This is a genomic window from Streptomyces ochraceiscleroticus (assembly GCF_000720485.1).
Lineage (GTDB): Bacteria > Actinomycetota > Actinomycetes > Streptomycetales > Streptomycetaceae > Streptomyces > Streptomyces ochraceiscleroticus.
Genome location: NZ_JOAX01000045.1, coordinates 17,047 through 36,073 on the forward strand (window position 1 = coordinate 17,047; position 19,027 = coordinate 36,073).

The following is a 19,027-nucleotide window of genomic DNA, read 5'->3' on the forward strand; positions in this document are numbered from 1 at the left end:
GGTTCTCAGCTCCTCTTACGGCGTCCGGTGAACAGTTGTCCGCCCAGTACGCAGAGCACGGCGATGAGGAACATCGCTGTTCCGATGACATTGATCTGAACGGGCGTGCCCCGCTGCGCCGATCCCCAGACGAACATGGGGAAGGTCACGGTGGAGCCCGCGTTGAAGTTGGTGATGATGAAATCGTCGAACGAGAGGGCGAAGGAGAGCAGCGCGCCCGCGGCGATGCCGGGTGCCGCGATCGGCAGCGTCACCTTCAGGAACGTCTGCACCGGGGTGGCGTAGAGGTCCTGCGCCGCCTGTTCCAGCCGCGGGTCCATGCTCATCACGCGCGCCTTGACCGCGGTGACCACGAAGCTCAGGCAGAACATGATGTGCGCGATCAGGATCGTCCAGAAGCCGAACTCGATGCCCATGTTGAGGAAGAGCGTGGCCAGCGAGGCGGCCATGACGACCTCGGGCATCGCCATCGGCAGGAAGATCAGTGTGTTGACGGAGGAGCGGGCGCGGAAGCGGTAGCGGGCCAGCGCGAAGGCGATCAGGGTGCCCAGGACGGTCGCGCCCACCGTGGCCCAGACCGCGATCTGCAGGCTCAGCCCGAGGGAGCCGCACAGGTCGGCGACGCCGCAGGGGTCGGTCCAGGCGTCGGTGGAGAAGCGCTGCCACTCGTAGTTGAAGCGCCCGTTCGGCTTGTTGAACGAGAAGACCATCACGATGACGTTGGGCAGGATCAGGTACGCCAGCGTCAGCAGGCCCGCGATCACCACCGCATTGCGTCGAAGCCAGCGCATCAGACCAGGTCCTCCGTCCCCGACTTGCGGATGTAGATGGTGACCATGGCGAGGATGGCCGCCATGAGGATGAAGGAGAGGGCGGCCGCTGTGGGGTAGTCCAGGACGCGCAGGAACTGCGACTGGATCACGTTGCCGATCATCTTCTGGTCGGTGGAGCCCAGCAGTTCGGCGTTGATGTAGTCACCGGCGGCCGGGATGAAGGTCAGCAGCGTGCCGGCGACCACGCCGGGCATGGACAGCGGGAACGTCACCCGGCGGAAGGTGGTGGCCGGCTTGGCGTACAGGTCGCCCGCCGCCTCATGGAGCCGGGGGTCGATCCGCTCCAGGCAGGTGTAGAGCGGCAGGATCATGAACGGCAGGAAGTTGTACGTGAGGCCGCAGACCACCGCGAGCGGGGTGGCGAGCACACGGGTGCCCTCGGTGAGGCCGATCGCGCTGGTGACGTCCAGGACGTGCAGCGAGTTGAGGACGCCGACGACCGGGCCGCCGTCGGCGAGGATCGTCTTCCAGGCGAGCGTGCGGATCAGGAAGCTGGTGAAGAACGGCGCGATGACCAGGATCATCACGACGTTGCGCCAGCGGCCCGCCTTGAAGGCGATCAGGTAGGCGAGCGGGTAGCCCAGGACCAGGCAGAGCAGCGTCGCGACGGCGGCGAAGGCCACCGAGCGGACGAACTGCGGCCAGTACTCCCCCAGCGCGTCCCAGTAGGTGGCGATGTGCCAGGTGACCTTGAAGCCCTCTTCGAGGGAGCCGGTCTGGAGGGACGTGGACGCCTGGTAGACCAGCGGCGCGGCGAAGAAGACCAGCAGCCACAGGATACCGGGCAGCAGCAGCCAGTACGGGACGAGCCGCTTGCGGGTGGGGGGCTTGCGCACTTCGAGGGCGGGCGCCGTCGGCTCCGGCGGCGCCTGGGTGGCGGCACTCACGCGGCCTCCTCGTCGGCGCCCGCACCGGCGGTGATGTCCTGGTCGGCGGAGAACCCGAAGGTGTGCGCGGGGTTCCAGTGCAGGATCACCTCGGCACCCGGCACCAGCCGGCCGTCGCGCTCGATGTTCTGCTCGTAGACGGCCAGTTCACCGGCCCTCTGGGTGTCGATCAGGTACTGCGTGGAGACGCCGATGAAGCCGGCGTCCTTGATGCGGCCCGGCAGCCGGTTGACGCCCTCCGGTATGGACCCCGCGTCGTCGGCGTGCGCGAGGGCGACCTTCTCGGGGCGGACGCCCGCCAGCACCTTCTCGCCCGTACGGACGCTGCTCGCGGAACATCGCGCGGCAGGCAGCCGCAGCTTGGTGTCCCCGGCCGTCAGCAGGAGCTGCTCGCCGCCCGCCTCGGCGATCTCCGCCGCGATGAGGTTGGAGGTGCCGAGGAAGTTGGCGACGAAGGTGGAGCCGGGGTTCTCGTACAGGTCGGCGGGGGCGCCGAGCTGCTCGACCCGGCCGCCGTTCATCACCGCGACCGTGTCGGCCATCGTCATGGCCTCCTCCTGGTCGTGCGTGACGTGCACGAAGGTGATGCCGACCTCGGTCTGGATCCGCTTGAGTTCGAGCTGCATCTGACGGCGCAGCTTGAGGTCCAGGGCGCCGAGCGGCTCGTCGAGGAGCAGCACCTGCGGGTGGTTGATCAGGGCGCGCGCGACGGCCACGCGCTGCTGCTGGCCGCCGGAGAGCTGCTGCGGCTTCTTGCGGGCCTGCTCACCGAGCTGCACCAGGTCGAGCATCTCGCCGACCTGCTTCTTCACGGACTTGACGCCGCGGCGGCGCAGCCCGAAGGCGACGTTCTCGTAGATGTCCAGGTGCGGGAAGAGCGCGTAGTTCTGGAAGACGGTGTTCACCGGGCGCTTGTAGGGCGGCAGCGCGGTGACGTCCTTGCCGGCCAGCTCGACGGTGCCGGTGGTCGGCTCCTCCAGGCCCGCGATCATGCGCAGGGTGGTGGTCTTGCCGCAGCCGGAGGCGCCCAGCAGGGCGAAGAAGGAGCCGGCGGGGACGGTCAGGTCGAGCGGCTGGACGGCCGTGAAGGCGCCGTAGGTCTTGCTGATGCCGGACAGCCGGACGTCGCCGCCGCTGCTGTCGTTCTTCGCGAGGTCTGTCATGTGTCGGGTCCCGGGTGTGAGGTGGGCGGAAGGGCGGTCAGGCACCGGTCAGGTCGGCGAACTTCTGCGCGTATTCCTTGCTTTCCTTGGCATTGAGCGCGCGGAAGGTGTGCGACTTGGACGCCATTTCCTCGTCGGGGAGGATGAGTTTGTTCTCCGCCAGCTTCTTGTCGATCTTCGCGAGTTCTTCGCGCACGCCGTCGACCGGGCACACGTAATTGATGTACGCGGCGATCCGCGCGGCCACCTTGGGCTCGTAGAAGTAGTCGATGAGGCGCTCGGCGTTCTCCTTGTGGCGCGCCTTGTTGGGCACCATGAGGTTGTCCGCCGCGGTCGTGTAGCCCTTCTCCGGGATGACGTACTCGATGTCGGAGTTGTCGTTCTGCAGCTGTACGACGTCGCCCGCCCAGGCGAGACAGGCCGCCAGGTCGCCCTTGCTGAGGTCGTTGAGGTAGTCGTTGCCGGTGAAGCGGCGGATCTGCTTCTTGTCGACGCCCCTCTGGAGCCGGGCGACGGCCGCGTCGAAGGTGTCGGCGGTGACGTCCTCGGGCCGCTCACCCATGTCGAGCAGGGTCATACCGATGGTGTCGCGCATCTCCGAGAGGAAGGCGACCTTTCCCTTGAGCTTGGGGTCGTCCAGGAGCTGACCGACCGAGTCCACTTTCCGGCCGCCGGTGGCCTTCTTGTTGTACGCGATGACGGTCGGGACGCCCTGCCAGGTGTAGGAGTGGGCGCGCCCGGGGTCCCAGTCGGGGTTGCGGAACTGCTGCGAGAGATGGGTGTACGCGTGCGGCAGGTTGGCCGGGTCCAGCGGCTGGATCCAGCCCAGCGAGATCATCCGCGCGCACATCCAGTCGGTCAGGCAGATCAGGTCGCGCCCGGTGTCCTGACCGGCCGCGAGCTGGGCCTGGACCTTCCCGAAGAACTCGTCGTTGTCGTTGATGTCCTCGGTGTACTTGACCCTGATGCCGGTCCGCTTCGTGAAGGCTTCCAGCGTCGGGTGGTGCTTCTCGTCGTCGCTGACGTCGATGTACTCGGTCCAGTTGGAGAACGCGACCCGCTTCTCCTGGCGCGAGTGGTCGTCGGAGGAGCCCGCGTCCGTCCGGCCCGCGGGCGGGATCCCGCAGGCCGACAGGGCGCTGAGGCCCCCGAGCGCCAGTACCCCGGCGCCGCTCGCGCGCATCAGGGACCGCCGGGTCAGGGCCATCCGGCCGTTGGTCATGCTGCGCCGCATGGCGGCCAGTTCCGCCGCGGAGAGCGGTTCGGGCTGCGCGGTGTGCTCCATACGGTGTGGCCTTTCGAGGTCGGCCGGTGGTCAGCCGGTGGAGTGACGGATGGTGCGGCGCCGGACAGCTCTCAGCCGCGGTCCCCGAAGACGGTGCGGTGCCAGTCCTTCCTGGCCACGCCCGTGATGTCGTACATGACGTGCTTGACCTGCGTGTACTCCTCGAAGGAGTACGCCGACATGTCCTTGCCGTACCCCGATGCCTGGTATCCGCCGTGCGGCATCTCGCTGATGATCGGGATGTGGTCGTTGACCCACACGCAGCCGGCCTTGATCTCGCGGACGGCGCGGCCCGTGCGGTAGACGTCGCGGCTCCAGGCGGAGGCGGCGAGTCCGTAGGGGGTGTCGTTGGCGAGCGTGATGCCCTCGTCGTCGCTGTCGAAGGGCAGCACGACCAGCACCGGGCCGAAGATCTCGGACTGCACGATCTCGCTGTCCTGCGCGGCGTCCGCGATGAGGGTCGGCCGGTAGTACGCGCCCCTGGCCAGCGCGCCCTGGGGCGCCTCGCCGCCGGTGACGACGGTGGCGTACTTCCGTGCGCGCTCGACGAAACCGGCCACCCGGTCGCGCTGGGCGTGCGAGATGAGCGGGCCGAGGTCGGTGGCCGGGTCGAAGGGGTCGCCGAGCCGTACGGTCGCCATCAGGTCGGCGACGCCGCTGACGAAGGCGTCGTACAGGGGGCGCTGCACGTAGGCGCGGGTGGCGGCCGTGCAGTCCTGGCCGGTGTTGATGAGCGCGCCGGCCACCGCGCCGTGCACGGCGGCGTCCAGGTCGGCGTCGTCGAAGACCACGAAGGGAGCCTTGCCCCCGAGCTCCAGGTGGAGGCGCTTGACGGAGGCAGTGGCGATCTCGGCGACCCGCTTGCCGACGGCGGTGGAGCCGGTGAAAGAGGTCATCGCGACGTCGGGGTGGCCGACGAGGTGCTCGCCGGCGTCCCGCCCGGCTCCCGGGACGATGTTGACGACACCGTCCGGGATGCCTGCCTCCCGCGCGGCCTGGGCGTACATCACCGAGGTCAGCGGGGTGATCTCGGCGGGCTTGAGGACGATGGTGTTGCCTGCCGCGATCGCCGGAAGGACCTTCCAACTGGCCATCTGCAGCGGATAGTTCCAGGGCGCGATGGAGCCGACGACACCGATGGGCTCGCGGCGGACCGAAGAGGTGTGGTCGCCGCTGTACTCGCCGGCCGCCTTGCCCTCCAGGTGGCGCGCGGCGCCCGCGAAGAAGGCGGCGTTGTCCACCGAGCCGGGGACGTCGAACTCCCGGCTCAGCTTGATCGGCTTGCCGCACTGCAGCGACTCGGCGTACGCGAACTCCTCGGTCCGCTCGTCCAGCACGGCGGCGAAGCGGTGCAGCGCCTCGGAGCGCTCGCCGGGCGTGGCGCCCGCCCATTCGGGGAGCGCCTGCCGGGCCGCGCCGACGGCCGCGTCCACGTCCGCCGTTCCGGCCAGTTCGTACGTGTACACCTGCTCGCCGGTGGCCGGGTCGGTGACGGCCTGGGTGCGCCCCGAGGTCCCCGCGCGGAGCTCTCCGGCGATGAACTGAGCCCCCTGGGCGAATCGTTCGGTGACATCGAATCGCTGGTCCATGGCGCTCTCCTCCACCGGCGGCCGGGCGTTCGCAGGCACTGCCGGGCGTAGCTCTTTCCCGAATTGATGGCCGATCTTGACAGGGAAAGCAGGGCCCAACAAGTGATTCCGTTGTTTCCTTTTGGTTACGCGACGGATTCTGCGAAATCCGTCGTTCCGGCGCCCGACAGGTTGTCAGTGCCCGCTGGCAGAATCCCGGCATGGTGCAGGACCGGGGAAGACCGGATCGGGGAAGAGCGGGGGCGGCGGGGATGACGGGGATGACGGAGAAGACGCGGGCGGCCGACGGGCCGCGGTCGGTGGCGGAGCTGTGCGCGGCCCTGGAGTCGGGCGAGAAGCACAAGTACGTGTACTTCTGGGGCCATGCGCCGCGCCGGGACGGCAGCCTGGGGGCGAGCTGCTTCAGCCAGTGGTGGCCGGCGCCGTTCATGGTGGACGGCGTGCGGTACGCCACGGCGGAGCACTGGATGATGGCCGGCAAGGCGCGGCTGTTCGGCGACCGCCAGGCATGGCAGCGGGTGCTCAGGGCGGGCCACCCCAAGCAGGCGAAGGACGCGGGCCGTTCGGTGCGCGGCTTCGACGACGAGACCTGGCAGCGCGAGCGGTACGCACTCGTGGTCGAGGGGAATGCGCACAAATTCGGGCAGGACGCGGCGCTGCGCGACTATCTGCTGGGCACGGCGCAGCGGGTGCTGGTCGAGGCGAGCCCGCTGGACCGGATATGGGGCATCGGGCTGGCGGCGGACGACGAGCGCGCCGCCGATCCGGCCCGCTGGCAGGGGCTGAATCTGCTGGGCTTCGCGCTGATGGAGGCGCGGCAGCGGCTGGCGGCGGAGCGGGGCTGAGCGGCCGGGGCCGGCAGAGCGGGGGCCGTGGGGGCCCAGGTCAGCGGCCGGGGGCGGCGGGGGCCGCGCTGTAGGTGTCGGAGTAGTCGTCGTAGGGGGTGGCGTCGCCGCCTTCGCTGACCCCGATGACGATCGCGACGATCAGGAGGACGCTCACGAGGAGGCCGGCCACGCCGCAGAGGAGACCGGCCAGTGCCATGCCGCCGTTGGTCGCCTCGCCCCGCCTGGCCCTGGCCCGGCCGAGGCCGCCGAAGATGATCCCGAGGACGCCCGTGATCACACCGAACAGGAGGGTGAGGCTGGAGACGATGCTGAGGATGCCGAGGACGAGCGCGGCGATGCCCATGCCGTTGTTCGGCTGCCCGGGCCAGCCGGCCTGCGTCCCGGGCCCACCGGGCAGGACGCCGTAGGGGGCGGGGGCGGATATGTACTGCTGCGGCCCGTACGGCTGCTGAGGGTACGGCGTGCCGTACGCACCCTGGGGTCCGACGGCGGGCACGGGACCCGGCGTATGGCCGTGGCCGGGAGCCGGCGGCGGGGCGGGGACGGCGAAGCCGGCGCCCACGGTCTGCTGGTCGTGCGGCGGCGTGCCGTACGGCGGCAGGCCCCGCGCCCCCGTGTCCGGCCGGTGCGGCGGCACGCCGTCCCCGGACGGCGGCGCCCACGGGTCGTACGGCTCGGGCTGCTGGCTGTCGGACATCGCTCTCCCCCATGTGGCTGCGCTCCATGCTAAGACCCGGCCGCGCCCGACGGCCGCGCTCCCCGGCGGACCGGCACCCGGCCACGCCCGTCGGCCGCACGCCCGTCGGCTGCACGGCCGACGACCCCGCGGCCGCGCTCCCCGGCAGCCGGGCATCCGTACGGCCCCGGCGGCCCGGCCCCCGTACGGCCCGGCACCCGGCCGACCCACGGTGCCCCCGCCCGCGCCGCATACGATGACGACCGACCGACACCACGACCGACCGGCTCTCCGCCGACCAGGAGGCACCGTTGTCCGACCTCGACGCATTCATCGCGGGCCTGCCCAAGGCGGAGCTGCACGTCCACCACGTCGGCTCGGCCTCCCCGCGCATCGTCGCGGAGCTGGCCGCCCGGCACCCCGACTCCAAGGTGCCCACCGACCCCGAGGCGCTGGTGGACTACTTCACCTTCCGCGACTTCGCGCACTTCGTCGAGGTCTACCTCTCCGTCGTGGACCTCATCCGCGACGCCGAGGACGTGCGCCTGCTGACGTACGAGGTCGCCCGCGACATGGCGCGGCAGAACATCCGCTACGCCGAGCTGACCGTGACCCCGTACAGCTCCACCCGGCGCGGCATCCCGGACGCCGCGTTCGTCGAGGCGATCGAGGACGCCCGGAAGTCCGCCGAGTCGGAGCTCGGCGTCGCGCTGCGCTGGTGCTTCGACATCCCCGGCGAGGCCGGTCTGGAGGCCGCCGAGGAGACCGCGCGCATCGCCTGCGGCCTCAAGCCCGAGGGCCTGGTCTCCTTCGGCCTCGGCGGACCCGAAATAGGCGTACCGCGCCCGCAGTTCAAGCCGTACTTCGACCGCGCCCTCGCCGAGGGCCTGCACTCCGTGCCGCACGCGGGCGAGACCACGGGCCCCGAGACGGTGTGGGACGCGCTGACCGAGCTGCGCGCCGAGCGCATCGGCCACGGCACCAGCTCCGTACGGGACCCGAAGCTGCTGGCCCACCTCGCCGAGCACCGCATCCCGCTGGAGGTCTGCCCGACGTCGAACATCGCCACTCGCGCGGTCCGCACCCTCGACGAGCACCCGGTCAAGGACATGGTGGCCGCCGGGGTGCTGGTGACCATCAACAGCGACGACCCGCCGATGTTCGGCACGGACCTGAACACCGAGTACGGCGTGGCCGCGCGGCTGCTGGAGCTGGACGAGGAGGGCCTCGCCGCGCTGGCGAAGAACGCCGTCGAGGTGTCCTTCATGGACGCCCCGGCCAAGGCCCGCCTCGCCGCGGAGATCGACGCGTACACCGCTTCCTGGCCCCGCTGACCCGGGCTCCTCTCCCGCCACAACGGCCGAATCTGCCCGGGTCATATGCGGCCGCACGCGCCTACCCTTCCGATGACGTGTACACGTACATCGGGAGGTGGCGTGGCCGACGAAGACTCCTGGCTGAAGCGGCACGGCCCCGAAACGCTCGGCGGGGCCCTGATCCTGGCCGTGGTGACCACGGTCCTCACGGTGGGCATCCCGCTGCTGGCGGGCGACGACGGGAACCAGGCACAGGGCAGCGGCCCGCCCGCACCGACCGCGGCGGCCAGGACCGAGCCCCCGACCTGCGCGATGAACGACTGCGCGGGACTGGACCCCGAGAAGACCCACTGCGCACCGGGCGCGCGCACCCTGGCGGAGGACTCGGCCGGCAGCATGCGGGTGGCCATCCGTTACAGCCCCGGTTGCCGGACCGTGTGGGGCAAGCTCACCGGGGCGGCGGTGGGCGACACGATCGAGATCGCGACCTCGCCGACGAAGAAGGAGCGCGCGGCGGTGGTCTACGGCGAGAAAGTACACGCCCATGCTCCCGGCCGGCCGGACCTTCTCCGCCGAGGCCGCCGGCACCAGCGTCAAGGGCGACCCCGACCACGACATCCCGGCCGGTCACCGCCTCCCGGTCGGCGCCGACCAGAACGACATTCCGCCGACCTGACCCGCCTCACAACCCCACGATCCCGTTCCACTCCTTGGCGAGTTCCGGGCGCTCCTCGGCGCTGATGTCCCGGGCGATGGCGAGCCGGCCGCGCATGCCGTCGTCCGGGAAGATCAGCGGGTCCTCGGCGAGCGCGGCGGTCTCCTTGTCCTTGGCGGAGGCCAGCACGTCGCGCGCGGCCGGGACCGGGCACACGTAGTTGACCCAGGTGGCCAGCTCGGCTGCGACCGCCGGCTCGTAGTAGTAGTCGACGAGCCGTTCCGCGTTGCGCTTGTGCGCGGCGAGGTCGGGGATCATCAGGCTCTCCGACCACAGCTCGGCGCCCTCTTCGGGGACCACGAACTCGATGTCGGGGTTGTCGGCCTTGAGCTGGATGACGTCGCCGGAGTACGCCTGCGCGGCCAGCACGTCACCCGAGGAGAGGTCCTTGATGTAGTCGTTGCCGGTGAAGCGGCGGATGTGCTGCGCGCGGACGAGCGCCGCGACCCGGTCGGTCATCCGGTGGAAGTCGTCCGCCGTCCAGCGCGTGATGTCCACGCCCTCGCCCTGCATGAGCAGCGCGAACGCCTCGTCCATGCCGGCCAGCAGGGTCACCCGGCCCTTCAGGTCGGCCGCCCACAGGTCGCCGGTGTGCTTGATCTCCCGGCCGAGCTTCCTGCGGTTGTACGCGATGCCGGTGATCCCGGACTGCCAGGGGACGCAGTGCTTGCGGCCGGGGTCGAACGCGGGCTTGAGCAGCAGCGGGTCCAGGTGCTTCGCCACGTTCGGCTGCCGGGACCGGTCCATTTCCTGCACCCAGCCGAGCCGGACGAAGCGCGAGCACATCCAGTCGCTGATGACGATCAGGTCGCGTCCGGTGGTCTGGTGGTTCATCAGCGCGGGGCTGATCTTCCCGAAGAACTCGTCGTTGTCGTTGATCTCTTCGGTGTACGTCACCGAGATGCCGGTGCGCCGTTCGAAGGCGTCCAGTGTGGGGCGGCGCTGCTTGTCGTGGTCGTCGACGTCGATGTACAGCGGCCAGTTGGCGAAGGTGAGGGAGTCATCGGCCGCCGAGCGGTCGGGGGCTTTGCGCTCGCCGGGCCGCACGTACGCGGGCGGTACGCCGCACCCCGCCACCGCCGCCAGGAATCCGGCCGTACCGACACCTCTGAGCAGCGCACGCCGCGAAAGACGATCCATATGAGGACTCTCACGCGGCGCGGGCCGGGGCGGCAACAGACAGATCGTCTGCTGCCGGGCCCCGGCCCGCGACGGTGTGTCAGGTGCCCCGCACGGCACCCGACTTGTGGCTGTACGGCGGCGGGCCGTCAGCCGTCCAGCGAGGTCATGACGTGCTTGATGCGGGTGTAGTCGTCGAAGCCGTAGGCGGAGAGGTCCTTGCCGTAGCCGGACTTCTTGAAGCCGCCGTGCGGCATCTCGGCGACGAGCGGGATGTGGGTGTTGATCCACACGCAGCCGAAGTCGAGCTTCTTGGACATCCGCATGGCGCGGGCGTGGTCCTTGGTCCACACCGAGGACGCGAGCGCGTACTCGACGCCGTTGGCCCACTCGGTGGCCTGGTCCTCGTCGGTGAAGGACTGGACGGTGATGACCGGGCCGAAGACCTCCTGCTGGACGATCTCGTCGTCCTGCTTGAGGCCCGAGACGACGGTCGGGGCGAAGAAGTAGCCCTTCTCGCCGACCTGCTGGCCGCCGGCCTCGATCTTCGCGTGCGCGGGGAGGCGCTCGATGAAGCCCTTGACCTGCTTGAGCTGGTTGGCGTTGTTCAGCGGGCCGTAGAGCACGTCCTCGTCGTCGACCGCGCCGGTCTTGGTCTCGGCGGCGGCCTTGGCCAGCGCGGTCACGAACTCGTCGTGGATGGACTCCTGGACGAGCACGCGGGTGGCGGCCGTACAGTCCTGGCCGGCGTTGAAGTAACCGGCGACGGAGATGTCCTCGACGGCCTTGGCGATGTCGGTGTCCTCGAAGACCACGACCGGGGCCTTGCCGCCCAGCTCCAGGTGGACCCGCTTGAGGTCCTTGGAGGCGGACTCGGCGACCTGCATGCCGGCGCGCACGGAGCCGGTGATGGAGGCCATCGCGGGCACCTCGTGCTCGACCATCAGGCGGCCGGTCTCGCGGTCACCGCAGACGACGTTGAACACGCCGCGCGGGTGGCCCAGCTCGTCCAGCACGCTGCCGATGATCTCGCCGATCAGGACCGTGGACGCCGGGGTGGTGTCCGAGGGCTTGATGACGACCGTGTTGCCCGCGGCCATGGCCGGCGCGAACTTCCACACGGCCATCATCATCGGGTAGTTCCAGGGCGCGACCTGGGCGCAGACGCCGATCGGCTCGCGGCGGATGATGGAGGTCAGGCCCTCCATGTACTCGCCGGCCGAGCGGCCCTCCAGCATCCGGGCTGCCCCCGCGAAGAAGCGGATCTGGTCCACCATCGGCGGGATTTCCTCGGAGCGTACGAGGGCGATGGGCTTGCCGCAGTTCTCGGACTCGGCGGCGATCAGCTCCTCCGCGCGCTCCTCGAAGCGGTCGGCGATCTTCAGGAGCACCTTCTGGCGCTCGGCGGGGATCAGGTCGCGCCACGCCGGGAAGGCCGCCTCGGCGGCGGCCATCGCGGCGTCGACGTCGGCGGCCGCGGACAGCGGCGCGGTGGCGTACACCTCGCCCGTCGCGGGGTTGACCACGTCCGTGGTGCGGCCGTCGGCGGCGTCCCGGAACTCCCCGTCGATGTAGTTGCGCAGACGACGCAGTTCGGTGGTCACGTGCGACCCCTCCTGTCAGGTCCGGTGTTGGATGACCGGTCTCTGGTGTCCGGTGGATGAGATGCCCACCCTAACCATGCGAGCCCCGTTTTCGACATACCCACGCGCCAGTAACAACGAATTTCGTGGTCCGAACTTCGGTGAACAACTGATTTCGGCGAATCGGGCTTGCGTCACGGACGATGCTGGTGCACAGTGAGGGACGTGGCCACTCGTGACAGAAACGGCACTCCGTCGATCGACTCCGTCTCCCTGGCGATCATTGAGCAGCTCCAGGAGGACGGGCGCCGTCCGTACGCCGCGATCGGCAAGGCCGTGGGCCTGTCCGAGGCGGCCGTACGGCAACGCGTACAGAAGCTGCTCGACCAGGGTGTGATGCAGATCGTCGCCGTCACCGACCCCCTCACGGTCGGTTTCCGGCGGCAGGCAATGGTCGGAATCAACGTCGAGGGCGACGTCGATCCCGTGGCAGAGGCCCTCACGGGCATGTCCGAGGTCGAGTACTGCGTCGTCACCGCCGGTTCCTTCGATCTGCTGATCGAGGTCGTCTGCGAGGACGACGATCACCTCCTGGACGTGATCAACAAGCGCGTCCGCACGCTTCCCGGCGTGCGCTCCACCGAGAGCTTCGTCTACATGAAGCTGAAGAAGCAGACCTACACCTGGGGAACGCGATAACCATGAGCGCCGACCTTTCCAAGACGGCGTACGACCACCTGTGGATGCATTTCACCCGCATGTCGTCGTACGAGAACGCCCCCGTGCCCACGATCGTGCGTGGCGAGGGCACCAACATCTACGACGACAAGGGCAAGCGCTACATCGACGGCCTCGCGGGCCTCTTCGTGGTCAACGCGGGCCACGGCCGGGTCGAGCTGGCCGAGACCGCGTACAAGCAGGCTCAGGAGCTCGCCTTCTTCCCGGTGTGGTCCTACGCCCACCCCAAGGCCGTCGAGCTCGCCGAGCGCATAGCCGGCTACGCCCCGGGCGACCTGAACAAGGTCTTCTTCACCACCGGCGGCGGCGAGGCGGTCGAGACCGCCTGGAAGCTCGCCAAGCAGTACTTCAAGCTCACCGGCAAGCCGATGAAGCACAAGGTGATCTCCCGCGCGGTTGCCTACCACGGCACCCCGCAGGGCGCCCTGTCCATCACCGGTCTGCCCGGCCTCAAGGCCCCCTTCGAGCCGCTGGTCCCCGGCGCGCACAAGGTGCCGAACACCAACATCTACCGCGCCCCGATCCACGGCGACGACCCCGAGGCCTTCGGCCGCTGGGCCGCCGACCAGATCGAGCAGCAGATCCTCTTCGAGGGCCCGGAGACCGTCGCCGCGGTCTTCCTGGAGCCGGTGCAGAACGCCGGCGGCTGCTTCCCGCCGCCGCCCGGGTACTTCCAGCGCGTCCGCGAGATCTGCGACCAGTACGACGTGCTGCTCGTCTCCGACGAGGTCATCTGCGCGTTCGGCCGCCTCGGCACGATGTTCGCGTGCGACAAGTTCGGCTACGTCCCGGACATGATCACCTGCGCCAAGGGCATGACCTCGGGCTACTCCCCCATCGGCGCCTGCATCATCTCCGATCGCCTGGCCGAGCCGTTCTACAAGGGTGACAACACCTTCCTGCACGGCTACACCTTCGGTGGCCACCCGGTCTCCTCGGCCGTGGCGCTGGCGAACTTCGACATCTTCGAGCGCGAGGGCCTGAACAAGCACGTCCTCGAGAACGAGTCGAACTTCCTCTCCACGCTGCAGAAGCTGCACGACCTGCCGATCGTCGGCGACGTCCGCGGCAACGGCTTCTTCTACGGCATCGAGCTCGTCAAGGACAAGGTCACCAAGGAGTCGTTCAACGACGAGGAGACCGAGCGCGTCCTGTACGGCTTCCTCTCCAAGGCGCTGTACGACGCCGGTCTGTACTGCCGTGCCGACGACCGCGGCGACCCGGTCATCCAGCTGGCCCCGCCGCTGATCGCCGACCAGACCGTGTTCGACGAGATCGAGCAGATCCTGCGCGGCGTCCTCACGGAGGCATGGGCCAAGCTCTGATCCGCGGTACCGAGCTGTCCCTCCGGCCCTCACCGGGGGGATTGGGCGGAGCGGAGCCACGGACTCCGCTCCGCCCGACACGCTCGGCGGCCCCTGACGGCTTCCGCACAGGGGCCCGAATAACGGAAGAAACGGCGGCCGAGGTCACTCATATCAAGCCATATGAGTGAACCTCGGCCGTCTTCCGTGCTGACCGGTGAATGGCGGGACCCGGCAGTACCTACCGTGCTTGTGACCGATACCCTCCATGGTCGTTCACCCGGTCAGGGGAACGAAGGACGCGAGCGAGCACGAGGTGCGCAGATGGTGGCCCCGCCCGACAACGACGTTCTATGGGCTCGCGGACTGCACCACGCCCACGGTCAGAGCCCCGCACTCACCGGGATCTCCCTCGGTGTGCGCGAGGGAGAGATCCTTGCCGTCACCGGTCCGCGCGGCTGCGGCAAGACCACGCTCCTGAAATGCCTCTCCGGACAGCTCGTCCCGGACAGCGGCGAGGTCTGGTTCAACAGTCATCCGGTCCACACCCTCTCCGCGACCAGCCGCGAACGGCTCCGGCTGGACCGCTTCGGCTGGATCGGCACCGAACCCCGGCTGGTCCCCGAGCTGACCGCCCGGGAGAACGCCGCGCTGCCCCTCCTGGTCCGCGGTGACGGCCGCCGCGCCGCCATGCAGGCCGCCACCGAGTGGCTGGAGCGGCTGGACGTGGCGGACTGCGCCAAGCGGCGGCCCGCGGCCCTGGACCGGGCACAGCAGCAGCGCGTGGCCGTCGCCCGGGCGCTGACCACCACCCCGCAGGTGCTCTTCGCCGACGAGCCGACCGCGCCGCTGCACCGCGCGGACGCCGCCCAGGTGCTCCGTACGATCGTCAACGCCGCCCGCAGCCACGCCCTCAGCGTGGTGCTGGCCACCCAGGAAGCGGAAGCGACCACGCTCGCGGACCGCACGATCGCCCTGCTGGACGGCCGGCGGGCCGGCGCCGCACAGGCCGAGGGCCCCGCCGAGACGGAAGGCAGGGAAGAGTGCTCGCTCTCCGTCTAGCCCGGGGCGCACGCCCGGCGGTGCAACTGCGCCGCCTGCTGGTCGTCGCGGCGGCGGCCGGCACGGCCTTCCTGCTGCTGGCCACGCTCGGCCACGCCGTCGACGCGCCGCGTGGCGAGGCCGCCGGTTCGGCGCTGCGGCTGGCCTGGTGCCTGGTGCCGCTGGCCGCCACGGCCCAGTTCGCCGTCTCGGTGGCCCGTACGGACCCGGCCGCCCGGCTGCGCGAGGGCATGTCGGCGGCCGGTCTCGGCCCGGTCCGGCTCACCCTGACCGCCGCCGCCTCGACCGTGCTCGCCTGCCTCCTGGGCAGCGCGCTCGGCCTGCTGGTCTTCCTGCGGCTGCGCGGTGATCTGGGCGGTACGCCGATGGGCGCGCCGGAGCTGCTGGGCCGCGGCCCGCTCCCGTACGCGGCGGTGGGCGTGCTGCTCGCGGCCGTCCCCGTGGTGGCCGCCGTCGCGACCGCCTGGGCGCTGCGCCCGGGGCGGAACGCGCCGGCCGAGCCGTGCGCCGACGCCCCGCCCCGTACGGACACCGCCACTCCGGCCGGGCTCCCCTGGGGCATCGCGCTCGCCGCCGCCGGGCTCGCCCTGGAGGTCTACGCGGCGGGGCACACCGGCCCCGGCGCCCGGCTGCTGCCGCTGCCGGGACGGCTGGTCACCGGCGAGGCGGGCGTGCTGGTCGGCTGGCTGCTGTCGGCGGCCGGCCTGGTGCTGGCGGTGCCCGGGCTGGTCCACGCGAGCGGGCGGGTGCTGGGCGCGGGCCGGGCGGGCGCGGCGCGGCTGCTGGCCGGACGGGTCCTCCAGGAGGAGTCCCGCCGGGTGGGCCGCCCGCTGGGCATCCTGATGGCGGCCGCTTCGGGCGTCCACGCCGCGTACACCCTGTACGGCCACGGCGCCCCCGGCTCCCTCGGCCCGCTCTCCGCGCTCGGCGGCGGCCTGGTGCTGGCCTGTACCGCGCTCAGCGTGCTGGCCGCGGTCACCGAGTCCCGCGCGGCCCGCGCCGCGACGACGGACGCCCTCCGCCGCCTCGGCGCCCCGGCCGGCCTCCTGCACCGCGCCGCTGCCCTGCGCGCGTGCGTCCTGGTCGTCGTCCTGACGGCGGTGACGGGCGGGGTGGCCCACCTGGCGGCGGGGCCGCTGGTGGGCTGAGGGCTCCGGCTCTCGGGGGCGTGCGGGATCCTTCGGGGCGTGCGCGCAGGTCGGTCGTGTGCGGACCGGTTCAGTCGCGTACGGGCAGGACCACGACGTCCTCCGCGACGAACGCCGCGCCGACCTTCTCGCCCACCTCCGGCGCGGCCGCGAGCGCGCAGGCGGCGTCCAGTTCCGGGCCGGCCGCCGGGCGCAGCCGGAGGGAGACGTGCGTACCGCGGAAGGTGCGGGCCGCGACCGTGCAGGGCAGGCCCTCCCGGGCCGGCACCAGGCGGACGCCGGCCGGGCGGACGAGCAGCCGGCAGGCGCCCTCCGCCGTACCGTCCGGGACCGGCACCTTGCCCCACGGGGTGTCCGCCGCCTCGCCGGTGACCGTGGCCGACACGACGTTGTCGAAGCCGAGGAAGCGGGCGACGAACTCGTCGGCGGGTCGCTGCCAGACCTCCAGCGGCGTACCGGTCTGCGCGATCCGCCCGTCGCGCATGACGACGACCCGGTCGGCGAGTGCGAACGCCTCGCCCTGGTCGTGTGTCACCGCCAGCACGGTCGTCCCCAACTCACCGAAGAGCCGCCGCAGTTCGACCACCAGGCGCTCGCGCAGCCCGCGGTCGAGCTGGCCGAGCGGCTCGTCCAGCATCAGCAGCCGGGGGCTGGGCGCCAGCGCCCTGGCCAGCGCGACGCGCTGCTGCTCGCCACCGGAGAGCGAGCCGACGGCCCGGCGCTGGGCGCCCGGCAGGCCCACCAGGTCGAGCAGTTCGGCGACCTTCCGTTCCTGTTCGGCCCGTGCGGCGCCGCGCATCCGCAGCCCGAAGGCGACGTTGCCCGCCACGTCGCGCTGCGGGAAGAGCTGGTGGTCCTGGAACATCAGCCCGACGCCTCGCCGGTGGGTGGGCACGGTACGCAGGTTCCGGCCATCGAGTACGACCTCTCCCGCGTCGGCCTGCTGCAGCCCGGCGATCACCCGCAGCAGCGTGGACTTGCCGCTGCCGCTGGGCCCCAGGACGCAGACGGTCTCGTGCTCGGCGACGTCCAGCCCGACCGCGTCCAGCGCGGCGTGCGCCCCGAAGCGCACGGTGAGCCCGGCCAGGCGCAGGAGAGGGCCGTCAGTCCGGTTGTCGGTCACCTAGAACTCTCCCGTCCGGTCGGTGCGTACCCGCTCCAGCGCCAGCAGCGCCCCCGCGCACACCACCATCAGAATGGTCGACAGGGCCATCGCCTGCCCGTAGTTGAGCTCCCCCGCGCGGCCCAGCAGCCGTGCCACGGCCACCGGCAGCGTGGGTTGGTCCGGGCGCGCGATGAACACCGTCGCGCCGAACTCGCCGAGCGAGACGGCGAACGCGAAGCCGGCCGCGATCAGCAACGCCCGCCGCACCAGCGGCAGATCGACCTCGCGCCACACCTGCCAGGGCGTGGCCCCCAGTACCGCAGCGGCCTCCCGCAGCCGCCCGTCCACCGCGCGCAGCACCGGCAGCATGGTCCGGACGACGAACGGCACGCCCACCAGGGCCTGCGCGAGCGGCACCAGCCACCACGAGGCGCGCAGGTCCAGCGGCGGCTCGTCGAGGCTGATCAGGAAGCCGAAGCCGACGGTCACGGCGGAGACGCCGAGCGGCAGCATGAGCAGCGCGTCGAAGCCGCGGACGAGCCGCCCACCGCGCCGGGTCAGCGCGGCCGCCGCCAGCCCGCCGACGACGACCGCGATGGCCGTGGCGGCGACCGCGTACGCGAGGGAGTTCCACAGGGCGGTCAGCGGCGGCACGGTGAACGTCGAGTCGGCGCCGGCCGCGGCCTGCAGGGCGCGGTAGAAGACCAGGCCGTAGCCGTCGGGCCCGGCGAAGGACCGCTCGACGAGCACGACGAGCGGCAGCACGAGGAGTACGGCGATCACCACGAGGGTGCTCGCCAGGAGCGCCCACTGCCCGGCGCCGCGCGGCCGGCGGGCGGTACGGGACGCGTCGACCAGCTTCAGTGCGCTCTCGCGCCGCCGTACCGTCCAGGCGTGCAGCGCGAGCAGCCCGAGCACGGCGGCGAACTGCACGAGGGTGAGCACCGCGGCGGTCGGCAGGTCCAGGAAGTCGGCGGTCTGCCGGTAGATCTCCACTTCGAGGGTGGCGAAGCGCGGGCCCCCGAGGATCTGCACGATCCCGAAGGAGGTGAAGGTGAAGAGGAAGACCATCAGCGCGGCGGCGGCCACCGCGGGCGCCAGCGCGGGCAGCGTCACCCGCCGCCAGGCCGCGAACCGCCCGGCGCCGAGCACCCGCGCGGCCTCCTCCTGGCGCGGGTCCAGCGCGCTCCACAGCCCGCCCACGGTGCGGACGACCACCGCGTAGTTGAAGAAGACGTGCGCGAGCAGGATCACCCAGACCGAGGTGTCCAGCCGTACGCCCCACAGGTCGTCCAGCAGTCCGCCGCGGCCGACGAGGGCCAGGAAGGCGGAGCCGACGACGACGGTGGGCAGCACGAACGGCACGGTGACGACCGCCCGCAGCAGCCCCTTTCCGGGGAACTCGAAGCGCGCGAAGACGTAGGCGCCGGGGAGCGCGATCAGCAGCGTGAGCGCCGTGGAAGCCGCCGCCTGCCAGCCGGTGAACCACAGCACATGCAGCAGGTCGGGGTCGGTGAGCACCTCCCCCACCCGCCCGAACTGCCAGCTCCCGCCCTCCCGCAGTCCCCGGCCGACGATCATGGCGACCGGGTAGGCGAAGAAGAGCACGAAGAAGGCGAACGGCACGGCCATCAGCGCGAGCCGGGTGGCCGTGGC

17 protein-coding genes and 1 pseudogene are annotated in these 19,027 nt (G+C 71.2%); 8 read left to right on the plus strand and 10 right to left on the minus strand.

Annotated elements, in window-relative coordinates:
- Positions 1 to 5: 5 nt before the first annotated feature.
- The 5 genes from IG84_RS0135375 to IG84_RS0135395 form a co-directional block, all read right to left on the minus strand.
- On the minus strand, positions 6 to 791 hold the full coding sequence (locus IG84_RS0135375; protein ID WP_031066947.1) for an ABC transporter permease: 786 nt from the start codon (positions 789 to 791) through the stop codon (positions 6 to 8).
- Positions 791 to 1,720, minus strand: a complete 930-nt coding sequence (locus IG84_RS0135380) for an ABC transporter permease (protein ID WP_031066951.1) — start codon at positions 1,718 to 1,720, stop codon at positions 791 to 793. Before IG84_RS0135380 ends, IG84_RS0135375 begins: the two co-directional genes overlap by 1 nt.
- On the minus strand, positions 1,717 to 2,883 hold the full coding sequence (locus tag IG84_RS0135385) for an ABC transporter ATP-binding protein (RefSeq protein WP_031066953.1): 1,167 nt from the start codon (positions 2,881 to 2,883) through the stop codon (positions 1,717 to 1,719). Before IG84_RS0135385 ends, IG84_RS0135380 begins: the two co-directional genes overlap by 4 nt.
- Before the next feature lie 37 nt (positions 2,884 to 2,920).
- Positions 2,921 to 4,168 carry a polyamine ABC transporter substrate-binding protein gene (locus tag IG84_RS0135390; RefSeq protein WP_031066955.1) on the minus strand — a complete coding sequence of 416 codons (1,248 nt, stop codon included), beginning with the start codon at positions 4,166 to 4,168 and terminating at the stop codon, positions 2,921 to 2,923.
- 71 nt (positions 4,169 to 4,239) lie between these two features.
- Complete coding sequence (locus tag IG84_RS0135395) at positions 4,240 to 5,757, minus strand: gamma-aminobutyraldehyde dehydrogenase (protein ID WP_031066957.1); 1,518 nt, start codon at positions 5,755 to 5,757, stop codon at positions 4,240 to 4,242.
- Positions 5,758 to 6,017: 260 nt separating this feature from the next.
- Between IG84_RS0135395 and IG84_RS0135400 the strand changes: the two genes are divergently transcribed.
- Positions 6,018 to 6,602 carry a riboflavin biosynthesis intermediates N-glycosidase gene (locus IG84_RS0135400; RefSeq protein WP_031066959.1) on the plus strand — a complete coding sequence of 195 codons (585 nt, stop codon included), beginning with the start codon at positions 6,018 to 6,020 and terminating at the stop codon, positions 6,600 to 6,602.
- Positions 6,603 to 6,642: 40 nt separating this feature from the next.
- Here the strand turns inward: IG84_RS0135400 and IG84_RS0135405 are convergent, their stop codons facing one another.
- Positions 6,643 to 7,302 carry a DUF4190 domain-containing protein gene (locus IG84_RS0135405; protein WP_031066962.1) on the minus strand — a complete coding sequence of 220 codons (660 nt, stop codon included), beginning with the start codon at positions 7,300 to 7,302 and terminating at the stop codon, positions 6,643 to 6,645.
- A gap of 290 nt (positions 7,303 to 7,592) precedes the next feature.
- Here IG84_RS0135405 and IG84_RS0135410 point away from each other — a divergent pair, with 290 nt between their 5' ends.
- The 3 genes and pseudogenes from IG84_RS0135410 (at position 7,593) to IG84_RS42720 (ending at position 9,273) form a co-directional block, all read left to right on the plus strand.
- Positions 7,593 to 8,615: an adenosine deaminase gene (locus IG84_RS0135410; protein WP_031066965.1), complete on the plus strand. Its 1,023-nt coding sequence runs from the start codon at positions 7,593 to 7,595 to the stop codon at positions 8,613 to 8,615.
- A gap of 294 nt (positions 8,616 to 8,909) precedes the next feature.
- Positions 8,910 to 9,104, plus strand: a pseudogene (locus IG84_RS43035) (DUF2690 domain-containing protein); the annotation flags it as partial.
- A 37-nt stretch (positions 9,105 to 9,141) separates the two neighbouring features.
- Positions 9,142 to 9,273 carry a hypothetical protein gene (locus IG84_RS42720; RefSeq protein WP_281179404.1) on the plus strand — a complete coding sequence of 44 codons (132 nt, stop codon included), beginning with the start codon at positions 9,142 to 9,144 and terminating at the stop codon, positions 9,271 to 9,273.
- Between the two features lie 6 nt (positions 9,274 to 9,279).
- On the opposite strand, the gene IG84_RS0135425 is transcribed toward IG84_RS42720, so the two are convergent.
- Both IG84_RS0135425 and IG84_RS0135430 read right to left on the minus strand, forming a co-directional pair.
- A complete protein-coding gene (locus tag IG84_RS0135425; protein ID WP_031066972.1) occupies positions 9,280 to 10,452 on the minus strand; it encodes a polyamine ABC transporter substrate-binding protein in 1,173 nt (390 codons plus the stop codon).
- A 128-nt stretch (positions 10,453 to 10,580) separates the two neighbouring features.
- On the minus strand, positions 10,581 to 12,035 hold the full coding sequence (locus IG84_RS0135430; protein WP_031066975.1) for a gamma-aminobutyraldehyde dehydrogenase: 1,455 nt from the start codon (positions 12,033 to 12,035) through the stop codon (positions 10,581 to 10,583).
- A 204-nt stretch (positions 12,036 to 12,239) separates the two neighbouring features.
- Here IG84_RS0135430 and IG84_RS0135435 point away from each other — a divergent pair, with 204 nt between their 5' ends.
- The 4 genes from IG84_RS0135435 to IG84_RS41935 all read left to right on the plus strand — a co-directional run bounded on the left by IG84_RS0135435 (position 12,240) and on the right by IG84_RS41935 (position 16,266).
- Complete coding sequence (locus IG84_RS0135435) at positions 12,240 to 12,713, plus strand: Lrp/AsnC family transcriptional regulator (protein WP_037801321.1); 474 nt, start codon at positions 12,240 to 12,242, stop codon at positions 12,711 to 12,713.
- A gap of 2 nt (positions 12,714 to 12,715) precedes the next feature.
- Positions 12,716 to 14,077, plus strand: a complete 1,362-nt coding sequence (locus IG84_RS0135440; protein ID WP_031066979.1) for an aspartate aminotransferase family protein — start codon at positions 12,716 to 12,718, stop codon at positions 14,075 to 14,077.
- 303 nt (positions 14,078 to 14,380) lie between these two features.
- Positions 14,381 to 15,118, plus strand: coding sequence for an ABC transporter ATP-binding protein (locus IG84_RS0135445; protein ID WP_031066982.1), 738 nt, complete (start codon positions 14,381 to 14,383; stop codon positions 15,116 to 15,118).
- A complete protein-coding gene (locus IG84_RS41935; protein ID WP_031066984.1) occupies positions 15,100 to 16,266 on the plus strand; it encodes a hypothetical protein in 1,167 nt (388 codons plus the stop codon). The genes IG84_RS0135445 and IG84_RS41935 overlap by 19 nt, the downstream gene beginning before the upstream one ends.
- A 70-nt stretch (positions 16,267 to 16,336) precedes the next feature.
- Here the strand turns inward: IG84_RS41935 and IG84_RS0135455 are convergent, their stop codons facing one another.
- Complete coding sequence (locus IG84_RS0135455) at positions 16,337 to 17,389, minus strand: ABC transporter ATP-binding protein (RefSeq protein ID WP_031066987.1); 1,053 nt, start codon at positions 17,387 to 17,389, stop codon at positions 16,337 to 16,339.
- Complete coding sequence (locus IG84_RS0135460; RefSeq protein WP_031066990.1) at positions 17,390 to 19,003, minus strand: ABC transporter permease; 1,614 nt, start codon at positions 19,001 to 19,003, stop codon at positions 17,390 to 17,392.
- Between the last annotated feature and the right edge of the window lie 24 nt (positions 19,004 to 19,027).